Origin of the sequence: Rhodanobacter sp. Root480 (assembly GCF_001426645.1) — a bacterium.
Classification (GTDB): domain Bacteria; phylum Pseudomonadota; class Gammaproteobacteria; order Xanthomonadales; family Rhodanobacteraceae; genus Rhodanobacter; species Rhodanobacter ginsenosidimutans.
The window spans coordinates 1,095,293-1,115,759 of the sequence record NZ_LMEX01000002.1; the positions used below are offsets into that span (position 1 = coordinate 1,095,293).

At 68.4% G+C, this 20,467-nt stretch carries 19 protein-coding genes; 11 read left to right on the forward strand and 8 right to left on the reverse strand.

Annotation, left to right across the window (positions count from 1 at the left end):
• Positions 1-956 precede the first annotated feature (956 nt).
• The 3 genes from ASD22_RS11775 (at position 957) to ASD22_RS11785 (ending at position 3,968) form a co-directional block, all read left to right on the forward strand.
• On the forward strand, positions 957-2,042 hold the full coding sequence (locus ASD22_RS11775; RefSeq protein ID WP_056083367.1) for a DUF748 domain-containing protein: 1,086 nt from the start codon (positions 957-959) through the stop codon (positions 2,040-2,042).
• 43 nt (positions 2,043-2,085) lie between these two features.
• Complete coding sequence (gene glmU, locus ASD22_RS11780) at positions 2,086-3,459, forward strand: bifunctional UDP-N-acetylglucosamine diphosphorylase/glucosamine-1-phosphate N-acetyltransferase GlmU (RefSeq protein WP_056083370.1); 1,374 nt, start codon at positions 2,086-2,088, stop codon at positions 3,457-3,459.
• Between the two features lie 92 nt (positions 3,460-3,551).
• Complete coding sequence (locus ASD22_RS11785; protein ID WP_056083373.1) at positions 3,552-3,968, forward strand: hemerythrin domain-containing protein; 417 nt, start codon at positions 3,552-3,554, stop codon at positions 3,966-3,968.
• Positions 3,969-3,993: 25 nt separating this feature from the next.
• Here the strand turns inward: ASD22_RS11785 and ASD22_RS11790 are convergent, their stop codons facing one another.
• Positions 3,994-4,977, reverse strand: coding sequence for a hypothetical protein (locus ASD22_RS11790; protein WP_056083376.1), 984 nt, complete (start codon positions 4,975-4,977; stop codon positions 3,994-3,996).
• 94 nt (positions 4,978-5,071) lie between these two features.
• On the opposite strand from ASD22_RS11790, the gene ASD22_RS11795 reads away from it, so the two are divergent.
• The 6 genes from ASD22_RS11795 to ASD22_RS11820 all read left to right on the forward strand — a co-directional run bounded on the left by ASD22_RS11795 (position 5,072) and on the right by ASD22_RS11820 (position 10,033).
• Positions 5,072-5,341 (forward strand): phosphopantetheine-binding protein, encoded by a 270-nt coding sequence (locus tag ASD22_RS11795; RefSeq protein ID WP_007082529.1) that lies wholly within the window; start codon positions 5,072-5,074, stop codon positions 5,339-5,341.
• 117 nt (positions 5,342-5,458) lie between these two features.
• Entirely contained in the window at positions 5,459-5,752 is a 294-nt protein-coding gene (locus ASD22_RS11800; RefSeq protein WP_056083378.1) for a hydroxymyristoyl-ACP dehydratase, read from the forward strand.
• Positions 5,749-6,702 (forward strand): acyltransferase, encoded by a 954-nt coding sequence (locus tag ASD22_RS11805; RefSeq protein WP_056083381.1) that lies wholly within the window; start codon positions 5,749-5,751, stop codon positions 6,700-6,702. Before ASD22_RS11800 ends, ASD22_RS11805 begins: the two co-directional genes overlap by 4 nt.
• Positions 6,656-7,294 (forward strand): LolA-related protein, encoded by a 639-nt coding sequence (locus tag ASD22_RS11810; protein ID WP_304437642.1) that lies wholly within the window; start codon positions 6,656-6,658, stop codon positions 7,292-7,294. Before ASD22_RS11805 ends, ASD22_RS11810 begins: the two co-directional genes overlap by 47 nt.
• Positions 7,291-9,615: an MMPL family transporter gene (locus ASD22_RS11815; protein ID WP_056083387.1), complete on the forward strand. Its 2,325-nt coding sequence runs from the start codon at positions 7,291-7,293 to the stop codon at positions 9,613-9,615. Before ASD22_RS11810 ends, ASD22_RS11815 begins: the two co-directional genes overlap by 4 nt.
• Positions 9,599-10,033 (forward strand): hypothetical protein, encoded by a 435-nt coding sequence (locus tag ASD22_RS11820; protein ID WP_056083389.1) that lies wholly within the window; start codon positions 9,599-9,601, stop codon positions 10,031-10,033. Before ASD22_RS11815 ends, ASD22_RS11820 begins: the two co-directional genes overlap by 17 nt.
• Here ASD22_RS11820 and ASD22_RS11825 read toward each other — a convergent pair.
• The 6 genes from ASD22_RS11825 to ASD22_RS11850 all read right to left on the reverse strand — a co-directional run bounded on the left by ASD22_RS11825 (position 10,018) and on the right by ASD22_RS11850 (position 16,914).
• Complete coding sequence (locus tag ASD22_RS11825; protein ID WP_056083392.1) at positions 10,018-11,160, reverse strand: Fic family protein; 1,143 nt, start codon at positions 11,158-11,160, stop codon at positions 10,018-10,020. The genes ASD22_RS11820 and ASD22_RS11825 overlap by 16 nt on opposite strands.
• Positions 11,161-11,273: 113 nt before the next feature.
• Entirely contained in the window at positions 11,274-12,866 is a 1,593-nt protein-coding gene (locus ASD22_RS11830) for a tryptophan 7-halogenase (protein WP_056083393.1), read from the reverse strand.
• A 2-nt stretch (positions 12,867-12,868) separates the two neighbouring features.
• Positions 12,869-14,131 (reverse strand): cation:proton antiporter, encoded by a 1,263-nt coding sequence (locus ASD22_RS11835; protein ID WP_056083396.1) that lies wholly within the window; start codon positions 14,129-14,131, stop codon positions 12,869-12,871.
• 49 nt (positions 14,132-14,180) lie between these two features.
• Positions 14,181-14,936 carry a glycosyltransferase family 2 protein gene (locus tag ASD22_RS11840; RefSeq protein ID WP_056083398.1) on the reverse strand — a complete coding sequence of 252 codons (756 nt, stop codon included), beginning with the start codon at positions 14,934-14,936 and terminating at the stop codon, positions 14,181-14,183.
• The gene (locus tag ASD22_RS11845) at positions 14,933-15,724 is read right to left on the reverse strand and encodes a beta-ketoacyl synthase chain length factor (RefSeq protein ID WP_056083400.1); all 792 of its coding nucleotides are present in this window, start codon (positions 15,722-15,724) and stop codon (positions 14,933-14,935) included. Before ASD22_RS11845 ends, ASD22_RS11840 begins: the two co-directional genes overlap by 4 nt.
• Positions 15,721-16,914, reverse strand: coding sequence for a beta-ketoacyl-[acyl-carrier-protein] synthase family protein (locus tag ASD22_RS11850; RefSeq protein WP_056083403.1), 1,194 nt, complete (start codon positions 16,912-16,914; stop codon positions 15,721-15,723). The genes ASD22_RS11845 and ASD22_RS11850 overlap by 4 nt, the downstream gene beginning before the upstream one ends.
• Before the next feature lie 159 nt (positions 16,915-17,073).
• On the opposite strand from ASD22_RS11850, the gene ASD22_RS11855 reads away from it, so the two are divergent.
• Together ASD22_RS11855 and hemF are read left to right on the forward strand one after the other, a co-directional pair.
• Positions 17,074-17,778, forward strand: coding sequence for a YdcF family protein (locus ASD22_RS11855; protein WP_056083408.1), 705 nt, complete (start codon positions 17,074-17,076; stop codon positions 17,776-17,778).
• A 203-nt stretch (positions 17,779-17,981) separates the two neighbouring features.
• Entirely contained in the window at positions 17,982-18,884 is a 903-nt protein-coding gene (gene hemF / locus ASD22_RS11860) for an oxygen-dependent coproporphyrinogen oxidase (protein ID WP_007082516.1), read from the forward strand.
• Between the two features lie 100 nt (positions 18,885-18,984).
• Here the strand turns inward: hemF and ASD22_RS11865 are convergent, their stop codons facing one another.
• Positions 18,985-20,439, reverse strand: coding sequence for a mannitol dehydrogenase family protein (locus tag ASD22_RS11865; RefSeq protein ID WP_235577637.1), 1,455 nt, complete (start codon positions 20,437-20,439; stop codon positions 18,985-18,987).
• Positions 20,440-20,467 lie beyond the last annotated feature (28 nt).

A 20,467-nucleotide genomic window follows, 5' to 3' on the forward strand; every position in this document is an offset into this window, starting at 1 on the left:
GCGGCTGCGCTCTGGGAAATGGCTGTGGGAGCGACCTCAGTCGCGATGCTTGTGCTCTTGAATGTGGCTTTAGAGCAAGAGCTTTCGATCGCCTTTGGCGCTCGAGTTACTTTCTCTTTGCGTGGCCAAAGAGAAAGATAACCAAAGAGAAAGGCCACCCCACTTGGCGCTTGCCGCCCATCCATGGGCGGCAAGTCCGTGAGCCGGGGCCGGGCTTTTCGACAGGGCATCCTGCCCTGACGAAAAGGAGCCGACATCCTTGTCGACTCCCGCTCCGCGGCCTGTCGACCCCGCCTCACCGCCGCACAGGGGCCCCGGGTAGAGCAGCGGGCCATCTTGGCCCGCACTCGGGATGAAGCAAGGGCAAAAGGAAAGGCAAAGGCAAAGCCGCCAGCCTCAACCGTTCGCCCTGAGCGTAGGCCGAAGGCCGAAGTCGAAGGGTTGCCACTTAGCCTCACCCTTCGACTTCGAAGCTGCGCGGCTACGCTCAGGGTGATCGGAGTTTTGAGGAAAGCCCCATGCCGCGACGCTCTCGCAGCGGCAACGCCGCTGCGCACCGAGTGCGCGCCACGATGGCGCGCTGCTCTACCCGGGGCCCCTCTGAAGCGGCGGGCGGGCGAAGGAAGAGCCCGCAGGGTGGTTCGCATGGACGCGAACCAGTTTGGCGTCAGTCCATGGGTGGACTGTCGACAAACCCCGTAGCCCGCACGCGTACCTTGCGGGCAGGATGCCCGCAAGGCGCGTAAGCGGGGTGCTCTTTCTCTTTGGTTACTTTCTCTTTGAGCACGCAAAGAGAAAGCAACTCGGTCGCCTAAGGCGATCGAAAGCTCTTCGCTCTACAAGCAACATCAAAACCAAAAAGCATCGCGACTGAAGTCGCTCCCACAGGCCGCCCCGCCCACATCGCGCCCACATTCACATTCCTAGAATGCGCCGGAGCCCCGAAAGGATCGCCCATGAAATTCCGATATCGCCGCTCCGTCGGCTGGCTGCTGGCAGTGATTGTGGTGCTGGTGGTGGCGCGGCTGGCCTTGCCGTATGCGGTGAAAAGCTACCTCAACCTGCGCATGGAGCGGATGGGCGATTACCACGGCCAGCTGGCCGATGTGGACATCCACCTGTGGCGCGGCGCCTACGGCATCGAGGGGCTGAAAGTGGTCAAGGTCAGCGGCAAGGTGCCGGTGCCGCTGTTCGATGCCGCCCACACCGATATCGCGATCAGCTGGCGCGCACTGACCCACGGCCGCCTGCGCGGCAAGGTGGCGTTCACCCGCGCATCGCTGAATTTCGTGGATGGCGACGGCAACGCCAGCGGCCAGTCGGGCAAGGGCGTGAACTGGCGCGACCAGCTGGAAATGCTGGTGCCGATCCGGCTGGACGAGCTGGCAGTGCACGACAGCACGGTCACCTTCCACAACTTCACCTCGCATCCGCGGGTGGACATGAAGATGACCGACGTGAATGGCACCGTCGTCAATCTCACCAACGCCGACCGCCGCGACGGCCGCCGCGTGGCCACCCTGCAGGCCACTGCCAGGGTGCTGCAGGACGCGCCGCTGCAGGTCAAGGCCAGCATCGATCCGCTGGAGCGCAGCGGCGATTTCGCCATGGAGCTGCGCATCAGGGACATCCAGCTGACCCGCCTCAACGATTTCGCCCGCGCCTACGCCAAGCTGGATTTCGCCGGCGGCAGCGGCGATTTCACGATGCAGCTGGAGGCGCGCGACGGCCAGCTCGACGGCTACGCCAAGCCGCTGCTGCACGGGGTCGAGATCTTCAGCTGGAAACAGGACGTGGAAGAGGACAAGAAGAATCCGCTGCGCGTGGCCTGGGAAGCCGTGGCGCAGGGCGTCACTTCATTGTTCAAGAATCACGCGAAGGACCAGTTCGCCACCCGCGTGCCGATCAGCGGGCGCATCGACGACAGGAAGCTGGGCACCTGGGCCGCGATCGTGGGCGTGCTGCGCAATGCGTTCGTGAAGGCATACACGCCGCAGCTGGAGGATCTGAAGCCCGCGCCGAAGGCAACTGAAAGCGACTGATGCCGCTGCTATCCTGCGTGGTTTCCGAACTGCATGGTGAACCATGGCAACGCCGCCCCTGCACGTGATCGTCCTCGCCGCCGGCGCCGGCACGCGAATGAAATCGGCCCGGCCCAAGGTGCTGATGCCGCTGGCCGGCCAGCCCCTGCTGGCCCATGTAGTGAACGCGGCCCGGGCCTTGCAGCCGGCGGCGATCCACATCGTGCACGGCCACGGCGGCGACCAGGTGCAGGCCGCGTTTGCCGAGCAGACCGACCTGCGCTGGGCGCTGCAGGCCGAGCGCCTGGGTACCGGCCACGCGGTGGAGCAGGCGCTGGCCGGCGTGCCGGATGGCGTTCGGGTGCTGGTGCTGTATGGCGACGTGCCGCTGACCCGCGTCGAGACGCTGCAGCGGCTGGTGCAGAGCGGCAGCGCGTTGGGCCTGCTCACCATGCGCCTGGCCCAGCCGCGGGGCTATGGCCGTGTGCTGTGCGATGACGCCAGTCGCGTGCAGGCCGTGGTCGAGGAAAAGGACGCCGATGCGCAGCAGCGCGCGGTGGATCTGGTCAACACCGGCATCCTGGTGGCCGACGCGCAGGCGCTGCGCGGCTGGATCGGGCGGCTCGATCGCAACAACGCCCAGGGCGAGTACTACCTCACCGACATTTTCGGGATGGCCGCGCAGGAAGGCCAGCCGGCGCTCAGCGTCGAATGCGACGATCCGGTGGAAGCGGCCGGCGCGAATGACCCGCTGCAGTTGTCCACGCTGGAAGCCGCCTACCGCCGCCGCGCCGCCGAAACCCTGATGCGCGAGGGCGTGCGCCTGGCCGACCCCCTGCGCCTGGACGTGCGCGGCACGGTCGAGGCCGGCAGCGACGTGGAGCTGGATATCGACGTGATCCTGGAAGGCCGCGTGCAGCTGGGCGACCGCGTGCACATCGGCCCGTTCTGCCGCCTGCACAACGTGCAGCTGGCCGCGGGCACCGTGGTGCAATCGCATTGCGACCTGGACGGCGTGGTCACCCACGGCCCCTGCACCATCGGCCCGTTCGCGCGGTTGCGCCCCGGCACCGAGCTGGACGCGGGCGTGCACATCGGCAACTTCGTGGAAACCAAGAAAACGCATCTGGGCGAGGGCAGCAAGGCCAACCACCTCACCTACCTCGGCGACAGCGTGGTGGGCAGCGGCGTCAACATCGGCGCCGGCACCATCACCTGCAACTACGACGGCGTGAACAAGTTCCAGACGCACATCGGCGACGGCGCCTTCATCGGCTCCAACAGTTCGCTGGTGGCACCGGTGACGATCGGCGCGCAGGCCACCATCGGCGCCGGCTCGGTGATCACCCGCGACGCGCCCGAGGGCGAGCTCACGGTGGCGCGTGGGCGACAGCTGACGTTGCCGGGCTGGAAGCGGCCGGTGAAACAGCCGCGCTGAGCGCGGGAGGTCGGCGGCGGCGTGACCCAGGTCAGTGCGGGTGCGTATGGTGGACGCCATGCTGCCGGCTCCCCCAGTGACGGAGTCACCGCATGTCCCCCACCCACCTCATCGTCAACCTCCGCAACGAGCACGCGCAAATGCGCGACATGCTGGATTCGGTGCGGCGCGTCGGCATTTCCACGCCGGACGGCCAGCGCCAGCTGAAGAAGGCGCGACAGTTGATCGTCGACCACCTGCATCACGAAGACACCCACCTCTACCCCGCCCTGCGCGGCAACCCGCAAACCCAGCCGCTGGCCAACGAATACGCCAACGAAATGCAGGAACTCTCACGCGAGATCCTGGCCTTTTTCGACGGCATGGAACGCGAACACGACGACCTGGTGTTCGCCCGCGGCTTCGGCAAGGTGATGGGCGTGCTCAACAAGCGCTGGACGCGCGAGGAAGTGCGCCTGTACCCGGCTTACGACGCGCATTGCGGCGACAAGCTGGCGGCCGCCGGCTGAGCGGACGACGCAGCAAAGACCGCGTTCAGGCGTAGCGCCAGCCGTCGATTTCCACCAGCAATTCACCACGGCAGATGTCGCCGTGCAGCACCAGCACCGGTACGCCGGGCAGGCGTTGCTGCAGGAAGTCGTTCACGCGTGCGGCATCGACACCGTGCCGCACGTAGGCTTTCAGCGGTGACTGGGTGTCGAAGCCGGCGCTCATGCCGGCGCTGGCCAGCAGGGCTTCGAGGTTGACCAGGGTTTCCTCAAGCTGCGCATCGAGGTCGTCGTGGTGCGCCGAGGCGTGGCCCACCACGGCCGCGGTGCCGGATATCGCCAGCGCATCCAGCGCCGGCAGGCTCATGGCGCGGGCGAAGCTGGGCGGCGTGCTGCCGTATTGGCGCGGGTAACGCCAGGCGCTGACTTGGCGCGGGTTTTCCACGCGCTGGCCCGGCTGGTCGCAGGCCAGCAGGTAGACCTGCAGCAGCGGCACCTCGCCATGGTGGCCGATGGCGGTGGCGGCGGGGAAGCCTTCGGCGAAGAAATCGCCCATGCCCTCGGCGCGACCGATGCAGAACTGCTTGTAACGCTCGGCGTCGCCCTCGCCCTGGTTGATGGCGGCCATGTAATTCCAGATGCGCAGCACATGGTGCTCGGCGCGCTGGCCGACGAAGGCGCGCAGCTGCTCATAGGCGTGGGTGGCGGTGGCCTGCGGGCCGCCGTAGTCGCGCTCGTCCAGCTCGATCACGGCGTACAACCAGCCGCCGCCGGCCGACCAGCGCAGGTCGCCGGCGACGCCGGATTCCACCGGCGCATCCACCTGCCAGATCTCCAGCGTTGACGGCGCGTCGAAACTTTCCAGCGTCACCTGCAGGCAGCGCGGGTCTTCGCGCCGTGCGCGCGCGCCGAAATCGAACAACGCCAAGGTGCCGGTTTCCGCCAGGGCAGCCTCGACATCGGCCACGCGGTAGGAAACTCGCGGTGCGCGCCGCAAGGGCGCGCGCTGTGGGTTTTCACATCCCTGCATCTTCGTTACAACCGGGTAAGACAAGGGCGCTATGTTACACTCCGCGCCCAGTGCCCCCGGGGGGAGGCAATGCAATTTGAGTACGGAAGCAAGCATGGCGGAACAGACAGCGGCGCAACACGAATTGGCCACGTTGGTCGTGCAATGCCTGAATCTCGAAACGGTCACCCCCGCGCAGATCGACCCCGACGCCCCGTTGTTTGGCGGCGACCTGGGGCTCGATTCCATCGATGCACTGGAAATCGCGCTGGCGGTGTCCAAGCGCTACGGTTTCCAGCTGCGTTCGGACAACCCGGACAACCGGCAGATCTTCACCAGCCTGCGTACGCTTTCGGCGCATGTCGAGCAGCACAAGGTCAGCTGAACACTGCGGCCCCGCTGGCGTTTTCCCCCATTGCGCCGTGCTTCCCCGCGAATGCCTTGCCCGTGGTCCGGGCCGCGCACTCACGCGGCCGGGCATGACCTTGCGTGTGGCGACATCATGACCGCGTTCGAACATCCCCTCTGCATCAACGCCACCCATCCGGCGCTGCCAGGCCATTTCCCGGGCCAGCCGCTGGTGCCCGGCGTGGTGTTGCTGGAGCAGGTGGCGCTGGCGCTGCGCGCCTGGCGCGGCCAGCGGCTGGCGCGGGTGGTGGAGGCGAAATTCCTGGCCCCGCTGCTGCCTGACGAAGCGGCCACGGTGCGGCTGACGTCGGCCGAGGCGCGGGTGCGTTTCGAGATCCGCCGGGAGGACACCGTGCTGGCGCGCGGCCTCATCGAGGGCGCGGCATGAGCAACACCGAGAACTGGCAGAGCCGCCCCGAGGGCGGTGGCCGTTTCGCGTTGTGGCTGATCCGCAACATCGCCCTGTATGGCGGCCGCCGGCTGGGCCGCTTGTGCCTGTACCCGATCACGGTCTACTTCTACCTGCGCCGCGCGCCGGAGCGGCAGGCGTCGCGGCACTATCTGCAGCGCGTGTTCGGGCGGCCCGGCACGCCATGGCAGGTGATGAAACACCTGCACTGCTTTGCCGCCACGATCATGGATCGGGTGTTCCTGCTGGCGCATGGCGAGCGGCCGTTCCGGATCGAGGTGGTGGGCCTGGAACAGTTGGAACAGCGCGTGGCGCTGGGTCGTGGCGTGCTGCTGTTCGGTTCGCACCAGGGCAGTTTCGAGGCGCTGCGGGCGATCGGCGGGCGACGCCCGGAGCTGCCGCTGCGGGTGGTGCTGGACAAGCAGAAAACCCCCGCGATGACCGAACTGCTGGAAGCGCTGGCACCGGAGATCGGCGACTGCGTGATCGATGCGGCACAGGACGGCACCAGCATCGCGCTGGCGATGGCCGAAGCCTGCCAGCAAGGCGCGGTGGTGGCGATGCTGGCCGATCGTGGCCGCGGCCACGAGGTGTTGCGTCGCGTCCCGTTCCTGGGCTCGACCGCGCCGTTCCCGGTCAGCCCCTGGTTGCTGGCGCATACGCTGCAGGTGCCGGTGGTACTGTGCTTCGGCATTTATCTGGGTGGCAACCGCTATCGGCTGACGTTCGAGCCGTTCGCCGACCAGGTCGAGATTCCACGACAAAACCGCGGGCCCGCGCTGGATACCTTGATGGCCCGGTATGCACAGCGGGTGGAACACTACATCCATGTCGCTCCCTACAACTGGTTCAACTTCTATGATTTCTGGCAAGACGCTCGTGATGATGTCGGGCCTGCTGCTGTGGTCGGCGAGCATATCGGCGTCTGAAGCGGCGACGCCGGCGCCGGCCTCATCGGCCACGCTGGCCCTGATCAACGCGCTGGGGCAACCGGCGCCCGCGCACACCGCCTTCGCCGAAGCGCGCTTCATGCAGGTGCTGGACCGGCCGCTGGTGATTTCCGGCGAGCTGGCCTGGCTGGGTGGCGACAAGCTGCAGCGGCGCGTGGAGCAGCCCAAGGCCGAAACCTTCACCATCGCCGACGGCGAGGTGACCCAGGAGCGTGCCGGCAAGAAACCGCGCCACTTTTCGTTGAGCCGCGCACCGCAACTGCAGGTGCTGCTGGACAGTTTCGTGGCCCTGCTCAGTGGCGACCCGGCGCATCTGCAGCAGGTGTTCACCATCAGCCACCACGGTGACCCCGCCGCGCAATGGACGCTGAACCTGGTGCCGCGCGACACCAAGGTCGCCCGCACCATCGCCGCCATCACCATCAACGGTTACGCGACCATGTCGCGCTGCATGCAGATGCACGAGGCCGATGGCGACCTGGCGGTGGACCTGCTGGGCCCGCTGGCAGCGAAGATGCCGGCGCAACCCACCCGCGAATCGCTGCTGGCGCTGTGCGGGGAGGCGCCTTGAGCCTGCGCGGGGGCGGGCGCACCACGCTGCTGGTGCTGTGGTTGCTGGCGCTGGCCGGACTGGGCTGGGTGGTCAGCCAGCGGCTGAAGATCAGCACCGACCTGCGCAGTTTCATGCCCGCGCCGACCACGCCGGACCAGCGCCTGTTGATGGAGCAGGTGGGTGAAGGCCCGGGCTCGCGATTGCTGCTGCTGGCGATTTCCGGTGGCGCCGACGACCAGCTGGCGGCGCTCAGCCAGGGACTGGTGGCGGCGCTGAAAAACGACCCGCGCTACAGCCAGGTCATCAACGGCAGTTTCGATCCCGGCGCGCTGGACCCGGCCCTGTTGCCGTATCGCTACCTGCTGTCGCCCACGCTGGATACGCAGCCGCTGGACGAGGCCTACCTCGCCGACCAGCTCGAGCAGCGGCTGGACGAGCTGTCTTCGCCCGCGGCCAGCCTGCTGAAGGGCCTGCTGCCGCGCGACCCCACGCTGGAGGTGCTGAAGTTGGCCCAGATGTGGGCGCCGGCGAAATCGCCGCAGGTACGCGGCGGCGTGTGGTTCTCGGCGCAGGACGAAGCCCTGCTGCTGGTGCAGACAGTCGCCGCGGGCTTCGACCCCGGCGCCCAGCAGCAGGCCATCGACGGTATCGAAAAGGCGTTCCACGCCTTGCCCGGCAGCGCCGGCGCCAAGCTCGAGCTGAGCGGCCCGGGTTATTTCAGCGTGGTGGTGGGCGCGCAGACGCGGCATCAGGCGGACTGGATCGGGCGCATTTCCACCGTGGGTTTCATCGCCTTGCTGCTGCTGGCGTATCGCAGCATCGGCTCGCTGCTGCTGTCGGCGCTACCCATCGCCAGCGCCGCGCTGGCCGGCATCGTGGCGTTGACGCTGGCCTTCCCCGACGTACACGGCATCACCCTGGCGTTCGGCTTCACCCTGCTGGGCGTGGCGCAGGAATACCCGATCCGCGTGCTCAGCCATCGCCGCGCGGGCGAGGATGCGCTGCAGAGCGTGCGCAGCTTGTGGCCGCTGCTGCTGACCGCCATAGCCTCGGCCTGCATCGCCTATCTCGCCTTCTACACCTCGGGTGTGAACGGCCTGAAGCAGCTGGCGGTGTTCACCATCGTGGGCCTGCTGGCGGCCGGTTTCAGCACCCGTTATCTGCTGCCGCACCTGCTGCCGCGGCGGGTGCGCGACGTGGCCGACATGGGTTGGCTGGTGCGCGCGCGCGACGTCGTGGATCGCCTGCCGCGACCGCGTTGGCTGCCACTGCTGGTGGCCGCCGCGATCGTGGCGATGCTGGCGCTGGCGCCCGGCCCGTTCTGGCAGAACAACCTGGCGGCGTTGACGCCGTTGCCGCAAAGCATGCTGCAGCACGACGCACGCCTGCGCCAGGCGCTGGGCGCGCCCGACGTGCGCTACCTTCTGGTATTGCAGGCACCGACCGCCCAGGGTGTGCTGGAGCTGTCGCAACGGATGCAGCCGCGCGTCGATGCGCTGGTCGCCAGACATGCGGTGGATACGCTGGAACTGCCCTCGCGCTACCTGCCCGCGGTGGCCCTGCAGCGCGAGCGCCAGCAGAAGTTGCCCGACCAGGCCACGCTGCAGCATGACCTCACTGAAGCACTCGACGGCCTGCCGTTCCGCGCCGACCTGTTCCAGCCCTTCCTCGATGACGTGAACACCGCACGCACGCTGCCACCGCTGACACCCGAACGCTATGCGCAGACGCCGCTGGGCCAGCGTCTCGCCGCGATGCTGGTGCCGCGCGATGGCCATTGGCTGGGCCTGGGGACGGTCAGCGGCGTCCACGACGTGGCCGCGCTGCAGGCGCTGGGCGAAGGCAGCCACGGCAGCGTGCGTCTGCTCGACCTGAAGGCCGCGTCCGAATCGCTGGTGGTCGATTACCGCACGCGCATCCTGCAGGCGCTGCTGGCCGCGGCGGTGCTGCTGGTGCTGACCATCAGCTTCGCCTTGCGCAGCGTGCGCCGCGCCTGGCACGTGCTGGCGCCGATGACGCTGGCCACCTTCCTGGTGCTGGCGGTGGAGCGCATGGCCGGTATCGAGATCTCGCTGTTCCACCTGGTGGCGCTGATCCTGGCCGGCGGGCTGGGCCTGCATTACGCGCTGTTCTTCGAACGCGACACCGGCGACCCGGCCGAACAACGGCGCACGCTGCACGCCACGCTGGTGTGCGTGCTGTCCGCGCTGCTGGTGTTCGGCATGCTGGCGTGGGCCACGATCCCGGTGCTGCGCGCGATCGGGCTCACCGTGAGCCTGGGCGTGGCGTTCCACTTCTGCCTGTCCATCCTGATGGCGCCGCATGCTTCCGAAAGCTGACTGGTCGCACCTTATCCCGCACGCGGGCACGATGTGCCTGCTCGACGGCGTGCTGGCGTGGGACGAGAAAACCATCCACGCCATCAGCGACGGCCATGCGCGCGCCGACAACCCGCTGCGCGGCGAACACGGCTTGCACACCGTGCACCTGGCCGAATACGGCGCCCAGGCCATGGCCGTCCACGGCGCGCTGCTGGCACAGGCGGATGGCGTGGAGAAAGTGCGGCCGGGAAGGTTGGTCAGCCTGCGCGACGTGCAGTTGCACGCGGAATATGTCGATCAGCTGGATGGCCGTCTGGACGTCCATGCCGAATGCCTCTACGCCGACGACAGCGGCGCGCAATACGCGTTCCGCGTCGAGCATCGTGGCCACCTGCTGGCGACGGGGCGCGCGGCCGTGATCTACGCGGCCGGCTGAACCGCCTTGATTTGATACCGCGTGCTGCGGCCGCCGCCCGGCAGCCGCTCCAGGCACCCCTTGTCCAACAGGTCCGCCAGATGACGGGTGGCAGTGGCCTTGGATACCCTAGCCAGCGCCTGGTATTTGGCGGCGCTGATGCCGCTTTCGAAGCCGCGCTCGCCGCCATCGAGCAGGCGGTTGAGCAGCTTGATCTGCTCGGGCAACAAGCCATGGTGATGGTGCTGCTGCCAGAAGCGCGCCTTGGCCAGCACGCGATCGATGCGCTGCAGCGCTTGCTGCAGGCTGTTCAACAATGTGGACAGAAACCAGTGCAGCCAGGCCGTGATGTCGAGATCGGCCTTCTGGCTGGATTCCAGCACGCGGTAGTAGCCCGCGCGGTCGCCCAGGATGCTGGCCGACATGGCATGAAAGCGGATGGCCTGGTGTTCGCCTTGGGCCAACGCAAGATCCGTGATGGCGCGGGTGAGTCGACCATTGCCATCGTCGAAGGGATGCAGGGTGACGAACCAGAAGTGGGCAATGCCGGCGCGCAACAGCGGGTCGAGGCGGGTATCGCCACGGCTGGCGTTGAACCAGTCGAGGAAGGCATTGAGCTCGGTTTCCAACCCCGCGCGCGGCGGCGCCTCGAAATGCACGGTGGGTCGATCGATGCGCCCGGACACCACCTGCATCGGCTCGTCGCCGCGCAGTCGACCGACGCGAACCGGGTGCGCGAGCAAGGTGTCAGGTTGGGGAAATAGCCACACATGCCAATGCAACAGGCGCGGCATATCCAGCGGTGTATCGCTGTGCTGGATGGCATCGAACATCAACTCGGCCAGACCTTCACTGCGCGGGGTGGGGCGCGCGCCTGCGTCGGCGGCAACACCCAATCGGCGGGCCAGCGACGAGCGCACCGATCCGACGTTGAGCGACTCCCCCTCGATCGCCGACGAGGTGATGATGTTTTGCAGCAAGGTGTCCAGCTCGTCCTGCGCCCGGGGTTCGCCCGCGACGGCGCCCGCCATGCCCAGCAGCCGGCCTTGGGCGTGCTGGCAGTCACGCAGCAGGGGTGCCAGCGTTTCGGCCTGCCAGCGAAAATGCGGCCAATGCGGCTTTTGCCAGATCCAGCGGGGACTGTCCAAGCGCGGCGCTCCGGGTTGTGAGCCGATTAGCAGACCTATTCAGCTCATTGAATGAGCCGATTATGGTGTTTATTCGGCTCGCTGACCAGCGCTCACCCGCGCGACCGTCCGGTTCAGCCCGGCGCCATGAACAACATCGGCTGTGGCTGGCCGGAAGGCGTGGCGTCCACGTCCGCGCCGGCGGCGGCCTGCGCGTCGATGGCATCCGCCAACCCTTGCAGCAAGCGCACGTTCTCCCGCAGCCGCCCGCGTACGCCGGCATCGTCCAGGGTGTCGTGCATGCCTTCGTTGAGGGCCACGAACCAGGGCAACTGGCGCTGGTCGAAGATCACCGGCGGGTTTTGCGGGGTGGTGGTTTCGTGCCATTGGCGGAAGCGCGCCTGCATGCGCTGGTTGAGCTCCTGCGCCAGCGCCAGCTCGGGTGCCACGTCGGCGAACAGCGCCACGTCGGCCAGCCGCTGCTGGAACACCAGCTGGCACAGCACGCCCCAGTAAAACGCGTGGTCCCAGATGATCTTGGCGGCCATCACGGTCACATCGCCGAACAGCGGGTACTGGTCGCGGAAGATCTGCAGCATGCTGTCGTAGAACGACTGGTACAGCCGCTCGTAGCTGCGCACGCGCGGGGCCAGCGGCAGTCCGGCACGGTCGTCGGCGATCAGCTGGCAGATGTAGGTGTTGCCGATGGCGATGAAGTCGCTGCCGGGGGAATAGAACGGGTCGAGGAACGCACCGGCCTCGCCGGCCAACGCCCAGCGGTCGGCGCTGAACAGCTGCGAGCAGCCGTAGGAATAATTGCGCAGGAAGCGGAAATCCAGCAGCTTGTCGGCACACCGCGCCACCTCGCGCGCCACCGCCGGCTGATGGCGCGCCAGCCACGCCTGGGCACGGTCGAAGGTGTTGAACTCCTCCAGCGGGTGCATGGCCGCGTCGGCCACGATGCCGACCGAATGCGCGCCCGAGGCCAGCGGAATCAGCCACACCCAGTAGCCGGGGCCGCACAGGTGGTTGGTGGAACGCCAGCGCTCCGGCGGCGTGCAGCGGCGGCGCCAGTCCGGGTCATCGGACCAGTCGTCGGGCTTGAGCCGTTCGTCGACGCGGAACCAGGCGGCATTGACGTGGTGGCCGTTGTCCACCGTGAGCTCCAGCCGCCGCCGCACCAGGCCGGCGCGGCCGGACGCATCGACCAGCCAGCGCGCATGCAGGACATGATCACCGTCCGCATCGCTGCAGCGCACGACATGGACGCCGCCGCCCTTGCCCAGGTCGAAGCCGCGCACGCGGGTGCCCTGGCGGAAATCGATGCCGCGGCGAACCACTTCCTCGCCCAGGAAATTCTCGAAGATGCCGCGATCGAGCTGATAGCTGGGCGCGGGGAATACCTCGCTGACGCCCAGCTCGGCGACGGCGTCGATCTCGCTGCTGCCATGGGAAAAGAAGTAGCGCAGGCCGAACTTCAGGATGTGTTCGCGCTGCAGATAATCGCGCAGGCCCAGCGTCTCGCCGAAGTAATGCGCACCGATGTCGACGGTCGACTCGCCCACCTTGTGCGCGGCCAGCGGCAGCGGATGGGTGGCGCGTTCCAGCACCACGATGTCGAGCCCGGGAAGCCGGTCGTGCAGTTGCAGCGCCAGGGTCAGACCGGCAAGGCCCCCGCCCAGAATGACGACGTCGTGTGTGGTCTGGCCGTCCGTGGTGGCGGTCATGTTTACTCCAGTGGGGGGGCGTGCGGGATGGTGTCAGCGGGGATCATCGGCCGCGCTGGCGCGGGCCGGCGATCCAGGGCCACCAGCATCGGGGTGGCCATCATCGTGGTGATGATGGCGATCAGCAGCAGGATGGTGAACAGTTGCGGCCCGATCACCCCGGCATCCAGGCCCACCTTCAGCACGATCAGCTCCATCATGCCGCGGGCGTTCATCAGCGAGCCCACCGCGAAGGCGTCGCGCCAGCGGTAGCCGCCCAGCCGCGCGCCCACGGCGCCGCCGAACAGCTTGCCGGACGCCGCCACCAGCAGGATCAGGGCCAGCGCGCCGAAGGCCTGGATGTCCAGCGCCGCGGCGGTGGTGCTGAGGCCGGCCAGCGCGAAGAACACCGGCAGCAGCGCCATCACGGTGATGTTCTCCAGCCGCAGGATCAGGCTGGCCAACAGCGCATCGTTGCGCGGCAAGGCCACGCCGAACAGGAAGGCGCCGAACACCGCGTGCAGATGCATCCAGTGGGTCAGCGCACCGCAGGCGAACGTGCCGATCAGCAGCAGGGCCAGCATGTAGCTGTCGGGGTGGCCTTGCTGCGCGTGGCGGCGCAACAGCCACGCCAGGCACGGGCGCAACACGCCAAGGCACAGCAGGATCATCGCGACGACGCCGATCGAGGCGCGCAGGAACGGCGTCCAGTCGCCGTTCGACGAGGCCATCGCCATGGCAAACGCCAGCGCCAGCCAGGCCAGCACATCGGCCACCGCGGCACTGGCCAGGGCGAGCTGGCCCACGGGCGTGCAGGTGCGGCGCGAGTCCTTGAGGATGCGCGCCAGCACCGGCATCGCGGTGATGCCGATGGCCGCGGCCAGGAACATCGCGAACGCCCAGAACGAAACCCCCGGGGGGGCGAATCGCGCCTGCAGGCTGGGCGCGATCAGCAGGCCCAGCGCCATCGGCAGCAGCACCGCCAGCACGCCGACCGCGCCGGCGGCGCGCAGCGAGCGGTGCGAGCCGGCCGGCAGGCGCAGTTCGGCACCCACGATCAGCATGAACAACACCAGGCCGAGCTGGCTCAGCGCATCCAGCGCGGGCAGCGTGTCGGCGGCGAACAGCCACTGTTGCCACTCCGGCGCCACGGTGCCCAGCAATATCGGCCCCAGTGCCAGGCCGGCCAGCATTTCCCCGATCACCCGCGGCTGGCCAAGCCAGCGCAACACCCACGCCAGCGTCCTCGACGCGGTCAATATCACGACCAGCTGCAACAACAACACTTGCCTTCTCCCCGAAACTACCTGTAACCCCTGGTCGTACAACCCCTCGTCAGACAACCCCCAACTGGTCCTGCACGATCGTCGGCGTACCACGCGATCGACGATGGCTGGCCATGATATGGCCGTAATGCACGACCCGGCCAATGGTGTAAACCGTGATGCGGACCACATCGCGCACCGGGCTGAAATGGCTGGGTCGGAACGAGCCATGGTAGCGCGAAGCGATCGGCACGGAGACCACGCCCAGCTTCTTCTCGCGCGAGGCGACAATCAGGATGGCCGCCTCGAACACAAAATTTTCCGCCGGCAGATCAACCAGTTCCAGCGCCGCGCGCGGATACCAGCGCTGCCCGCTCTGGGTGTCGGCCACCGGCTGGGCGCAGGCCCAGGAGACGCCCCAGTCGGCCACGGCGTTGGCGCGGCGGCGGCCCTTGGGCTGCTGATCCCTGTCCAGCAGGCGCGCGCCGATCACGATGTGGTCCGGGTAGCGGGCGGCGGCGGCGGCAATGCGCGGGATGTCGCTGGCCAGGTGCTGGCCATCGCCATCCATCGTCACCACGGCGTCGTAACCCTGGCGCAATGCTTCGCGAAAGCCGCGCCGCAGGGCTTCGCCCTTGCCGCGGCGGTGCGTGTGGCGCAGCAAGGTCACCGGCAGCGCGGCCACGATCTCCGGGGTGCGGTCGTCCGAGCCGTCGTCGATCACGATCACCGGTGCTCCCAGCGCCAGCACGGATTCCACCACCGACTGGATGGCCGCCTCTTCATTGAGGCAGGGAATCAGCACGCACCAGCGCGGGGTATTCAAGCGACCGCCTCCGTGTCGATCTGCAAGCCCAGTCGGGGGCCGGCAGCCAGCTGGCAGCGGCCGGTGCCGCGGGCCAGCATGGCCAGCAACGGCAGTGCTTCGGCGGATGCGTTGCCCGCGCGCCAGCCACTCAGCGGCGGCGCCAGATCGGTCCCTTCGCCACCGGCATTCAGCTGGATATCGAGCCGCGCCCGCGTCGCCGGGCCCGCCGCGGGGGCCAGCACCAATGCGCAGGCGAACGGTTGTTCACCGCCGATCACCTTGCCCAGCGGCCCACTGCCGGCGGTGTCGGCGCATACCAGCAGCACGGGCCGCTGCTCGGCCAGCACCTGGCCGGCGGCCTCCAGCAGGCCCGCGCCGAAACTGGCGCGATGCGCGCACACGGCGGTGGACGGCTCGTGACAACCCACCGCGATCGTCCAGTAGCCGACCGGCGCGTTATGCACCGAGTTGTGGAAGCGGGTCGGCGACAGCTCGGTTGGCGAGTGCGCCAGCGTGGCGCACATGTAATCGGTGATCGACTGTTCACCATGCGACGAGGCGAAAACGCAAGCCAGGCTGGCCGCCTCGCGCCCGCTCATGGCCACCGCCTGGCCGGCCACCTCGACCGCCAGCAGCACGCTTTCCGGTGCGCGACGGCGCTCGTTCGGCGCCATCCTGGCCGCCGCCGGGCGCGCCGGCGGCGGTGGCGGCGAACCGCCATCGAGCAGGCTGCGCAAGGCATCGAAATCACCCAGTTGCGGCGACCACAGGCCCACGCCCTCGACGTGAATCCGCAGCGCGCTCATGCCGCAAACCCCGCCGCCGCGAACGCCAGGCAGGCGTTGTTGCCGCCGAAACCGAACGAATTGCTCAACGCCACGCGCACCGGCTGGTGCTCGTTGCGCCAGGCGAAGCTGGGGCCGCAGGCCGGGTCCGGCGTGTCGCCACCGAGATTGCCGGGGACCAGGCCGTGTTCGATCGCCTGCAGCGCCACGGTGGCCTCCAGGATGCCGGATGCGCCCAGCGTGTGGCCGGTGAAGCCCTTGGTGGAACTGGCCCGCGTGGTGGCGGGAAACGTGCGGCTGACCAGCGCGGCTTCCACCTCGTCATTCTTCTGGCTGGCCGTGCCATGCAGGTTGAGGTAGTCCACCTGCGCCGCCTCGAGCCCGGCCCGCGCCAGCGCCGCATGCAGCGCCAGCCCCGCGCCCAGCCCCTGCGGATGCGGCGTGGACATGTGGTGCGCGTCGCTGGCCTCGCCGTAGCCCAGCAGCCGTGGTGCCTGTGGCGCCGCTTCCACCCGCTGCAGCAGGGCGAAGCCCGCCGCCTCGCCGATCGAGATGCCATCGCGCGCCACGTCGAACGGGCGGCACGGTTGGGTCGACACCAGCTCCAGCGCGTTGAAGCCGAACAGTACGCTGTCGCACAAGGTATCCACGCCGCCCACCACGGCTGCGTCGATCAACCCCAGCGCGATCATCCGCTGCGCGCTGGCGAACACCTTGGCGCTGGACGAACAGGCGGTGGACACGGTGAGGCAGGGGCCTTCCAGCCCCAGCGCGGCGGCGACGAAAGCCGCCAGCGAGTGCGGCGCATGGATGGCCGGGCGCTGCATGTCGGCAGGGAAATTGCCATCGGCATCGAGCCGCCGATAAGCCTCCTCGGTGGCGCCGATGCTGGAGGTGGAGGTGCCCACGAACAGGCCGATGCGGTTCGCGCCATGGCGTTGCCGTGCCTGCTGCACGCGGGCAAGGAAGCCGTCCTGATTCAGCCCCAGCCAGGCCAGCCGGTTGTTGCGGCATTCCCAGCGCGTATGTTCGGCGGGCAGGGCGGCCTGCTCCAGCCCGTCGACTCGACCGATCCAGCACGGCAGCGGCGCGCTGCCGAAATCGTTGGGGCGCAGGCCGCTGCGCATGCTCTCCAGCGTTTCGCGCTGGGCGGCCAGGCCGTGGCCCATGGCGGAAGTGGCGGTGTATGCGGCAACCGCGAGAGGCATCATCGACAAAGACATCCGCCGGAGCGTAGCGGGCGCTCCGGGGCTTGCCTAGTCTGATCGGCACCTTGTCGCCGCCGCGACGAATGTGAGGGTCGCCTTCACTGAATTGCGTGGCCCGTGGCGTTTGCGCACACTGCCACTCCTTTCCCCGTGCCTGCGCCCTTGTCTCCCAGCCTGTCCCCCGCGCAACGACGCCTGCGCTATCTGCGCGATCGCGACGTGCAATACGCCGCACTGGTGACGGTGCTGGTCATGCTGCTGAGTGCCGGGTTGGTGTGGCTGGGCTACCTGATCCATGTCTGGCGGATCGCCGCGCGCAGCCCGCTGACGCCACCGCGGCGGATGACCGTGCTGGTGTTCGGGCAGCGGCTGGGGCGCGACCATCCGCAGCACGACTACCGCCTGCGCCTGCGCCGGGCGATGGCGCTGCTTCGGCAACAGCAGGTGGATCACCTGCTGTTGCTGGGCGGCCGCAGCGGCGGCAACCGCAGCGAGGCCGAAGCGGGCCTGGCCTGGCTGCAACGACGCGGCCTGCCCGCCGCGGCGCGAATCGAGCTGGAGCAGGATTCGATCGATTCGCTGGAAAACCTGCGCCACGCCCGCCGCCTGCTGCAGGCGCAACCGCCCACCGGCGCGCTGCCCGCCGTGGCGCTGGTCACCAGCCGCTACCACCTGGCCCGCTGTCTGCTGCTGGCCCGGCGACTGGGTTTCGACAGCGTGCCGATCGCCGCCGAGCCGACGCTGCCAAAACGGCCGCGTTACATCGGCCTGTTGCTGATGGAAGCCACCTACCTGATGTGGATCGACATCGGCCTGCGCTGGGCGCGCCTGACCGGCCGCCATCGCATGACCGAGCGCATCGGCTGACGCTTCTGGTGGGAGCGACTTCAGTCGCGATGCTCCTGCTCTGCAGCCTCAAGGCAAAAGCATCGCGGCTGAAGCCGCCCCCACAGGAATTTCCGACAAAACAACCCGAAACCTGATACAGCTCAGCTCGCCGCGGCACCCCGCCGCAGGGGCGGCCCGGGGTCGCTTGCTAAGCTTGCGCCATCCCCACGACGAGCCCCACGATGAGCCAGCAAGCCGATCTTGCCGAAACCTTCTTGCGCGATCTGCAGGATCGCATCTGCAGCGCGATCGAGCAGGCCGACGGTAGCGCCCGCTTCGAGGAGGATGCCTGGCAGCGCCCCGCCGGCGGCGGCGGTCGCACCCGCGTGCTGCGCGATGGCGCGGTGTTCGAGCAGGCCGGGGTGAATTTCTCGCGTGTGTCCGGCCACCAGCTGCCGCCCAGCGCCACCGCGCACCGGCCCGACCTGGCCGGCGGCAGCTTCATCGCCACCGGCGTGTCGCTGGTGCTGCACCCGAAGAACCCGCACGTGCCCACCACCCACGCCAACGTGCGCTATTTCGAGGCCAGCAAGGAAGGTGTGGAACCGGTGTGGTGGTTCGGCGGCGGCTTCGACCTGACCCCGTTCTACCCGGTGGACGAAGACGTGCAGCACTGGCACGCGGTGGCGCGCGACCTGTGCGAGCCGTACGGCATGGACGTCTATTCGCGCTACAAGCAGTGGTGCGACGAGTACTTCTACCTGAAGCACCGTGACGAGACCCGCGGCGTGGGCGGACTGTTCTACGACGACTTGAACGAGGGCGGCTTCGAGCGCTGTTTCGCCTTCACCCGCGACGTGGGCCAGGGCTTTCTCGACGCCTACCTGCCGATCGTGGCGCAGCGCAAGGACACGCCCTACGGCGAACGCGAGCGCGAGTTCCAGCTGTACCGCCGCGGCCGCTACGTGGAGTTCAACCTGGTCTACGACCGCGGCACCCTGTTCGGCCTGCAGTCCGGCGGACGCACCGAATCGATCCTGATGAGCCTGCCGCCGCGGGTGCGTTTCGAATACGCCTACGAGCCGGAACCCGGCTCGGCCGAGGCGAAGCTGGCGGATTATCTGAAGCCCCGCGACTGGCTGTAGCCGGTTTCATGTGGGAGCGACTTCAGTCGCGATGCTCTTGCCTTGGAGTTTCAGAGCAACAGCATCGCGGCTGAAGCCGCTCCCACAGTTCGACGAGCCCTCAGCGCAACGCCACATCCGTTTCGCGCAGCACCTGGGTCAGGCATTCAGGCTTCACCCGCAAACAGTCATAAGCCTGCGCCATGGCATCGACGAAGCGGCGGTCGCCCCTCAGCGCCGGCGGAAACACCGTGTCCAGGGCGAGGAATAACGGCAGGTCGTGGGCCACCTCGTTCGCGCAGGCGCGGCCGATCCTGAGCAGCTCCGGCGCCAGCGGATCGACCAGCGTTTCGCCCGCCTGCGCCCGCCGCCGCACGAAATGCATCCATGCCGCCACCGGCAGGCACAGCCGCTCGATCGGGTGGCCGCTGCGCAGGTGGTCGAGAATGGTGCCGAACAGGCGAAACGGCAGCTTCTGCGAGCCGTCCCACGCGATCTGCGCCAGCTCGTGGCGGATGGTGGGGTTGCGGAAGCGTTGCAGGATCGTCTCGATATAGGCGGCCAGATCCATGCCGGGCGGGCTTATCAGCGTGGGCCGGATGTCTTCCATCATCAGGCGGCGCACGAACGCGGCCAGCGCCGGGTCGTTCATGGCGTCACCCACGCTGGCGTGGCCCAGCAACAGGCCGAGATAGGCCAGCGAGGAATGCGCACCGTTGAGCAGGCGCAGCTTGGCGCGCACATAGGCCGGCACATCGTTGGTCAGGGTCACGCCGACGCTGGCGAAATCGGGGCGCTCATTGCAGAACGCGTCCTCGATCACCCACTGGCTGAATGATTCGCGCTGCACCGGCCACTGGTCGCGCACGCCCAGCGCGTCGCTCACGCGCTGGCACAGCGCGGTATCCGTGGCCGGCACGATGCTGTCCACCATGGTGCGGGGGAAGGTGGCTTCCTGCTCGATCCAGCGCGCCAGCGCGGTGCTGCCTTGCGCCGTGGCCAGCCGCAGCACCGCGGCGCGCAGGCGCAAGCCGTTGTCGACCAGGTTGTCGCAGCTGATGGTGGTGAACGGCGCCAACCCGCGCAACTGGCGGCGGCGCAGACCTTCGACCAGATAGCCGAGCGCGCTGGCCGGTTGCTGCGGCGTGGCCAGGTCGTGCATCACGTCCACGTGGCGCAGGTCCAGCTCGCCGCGGGCGTCCAGGCAGTAGCCCTTCTCGGTAACGGTGAGGGTGACGATGCGGGTTTGCGGGTGGGCCAGCCGCTCCAGCACGCGCTCGCGATCCTCCGCGGCCACCAGTACCTCGCGCAGTGAGCCGATCACCCGGTAGGACACCTGCTGATCCAGCACCGCCATCGTGTACAGGCCCTGCTGCGGCTGCAGCGCATCACGCAGGCCGCGGCTTTTCAGCGATACCGCGCAGATGCCCCAGCCCGGTTCGCGCGCCAGCAGGCGGTCGATGAATGCGGCTTGGTGGGCACGGTGAAACGCGCCGGGGCCCAGATGGACGATGCCGATGCTGACGGCGGCCAGCGGGTAGTCGGGCAGCGCCAGGTTGGCCGTCGGTGCCGGCAACGTGTCCGGGCCGAGCAGGGCGGCCGGT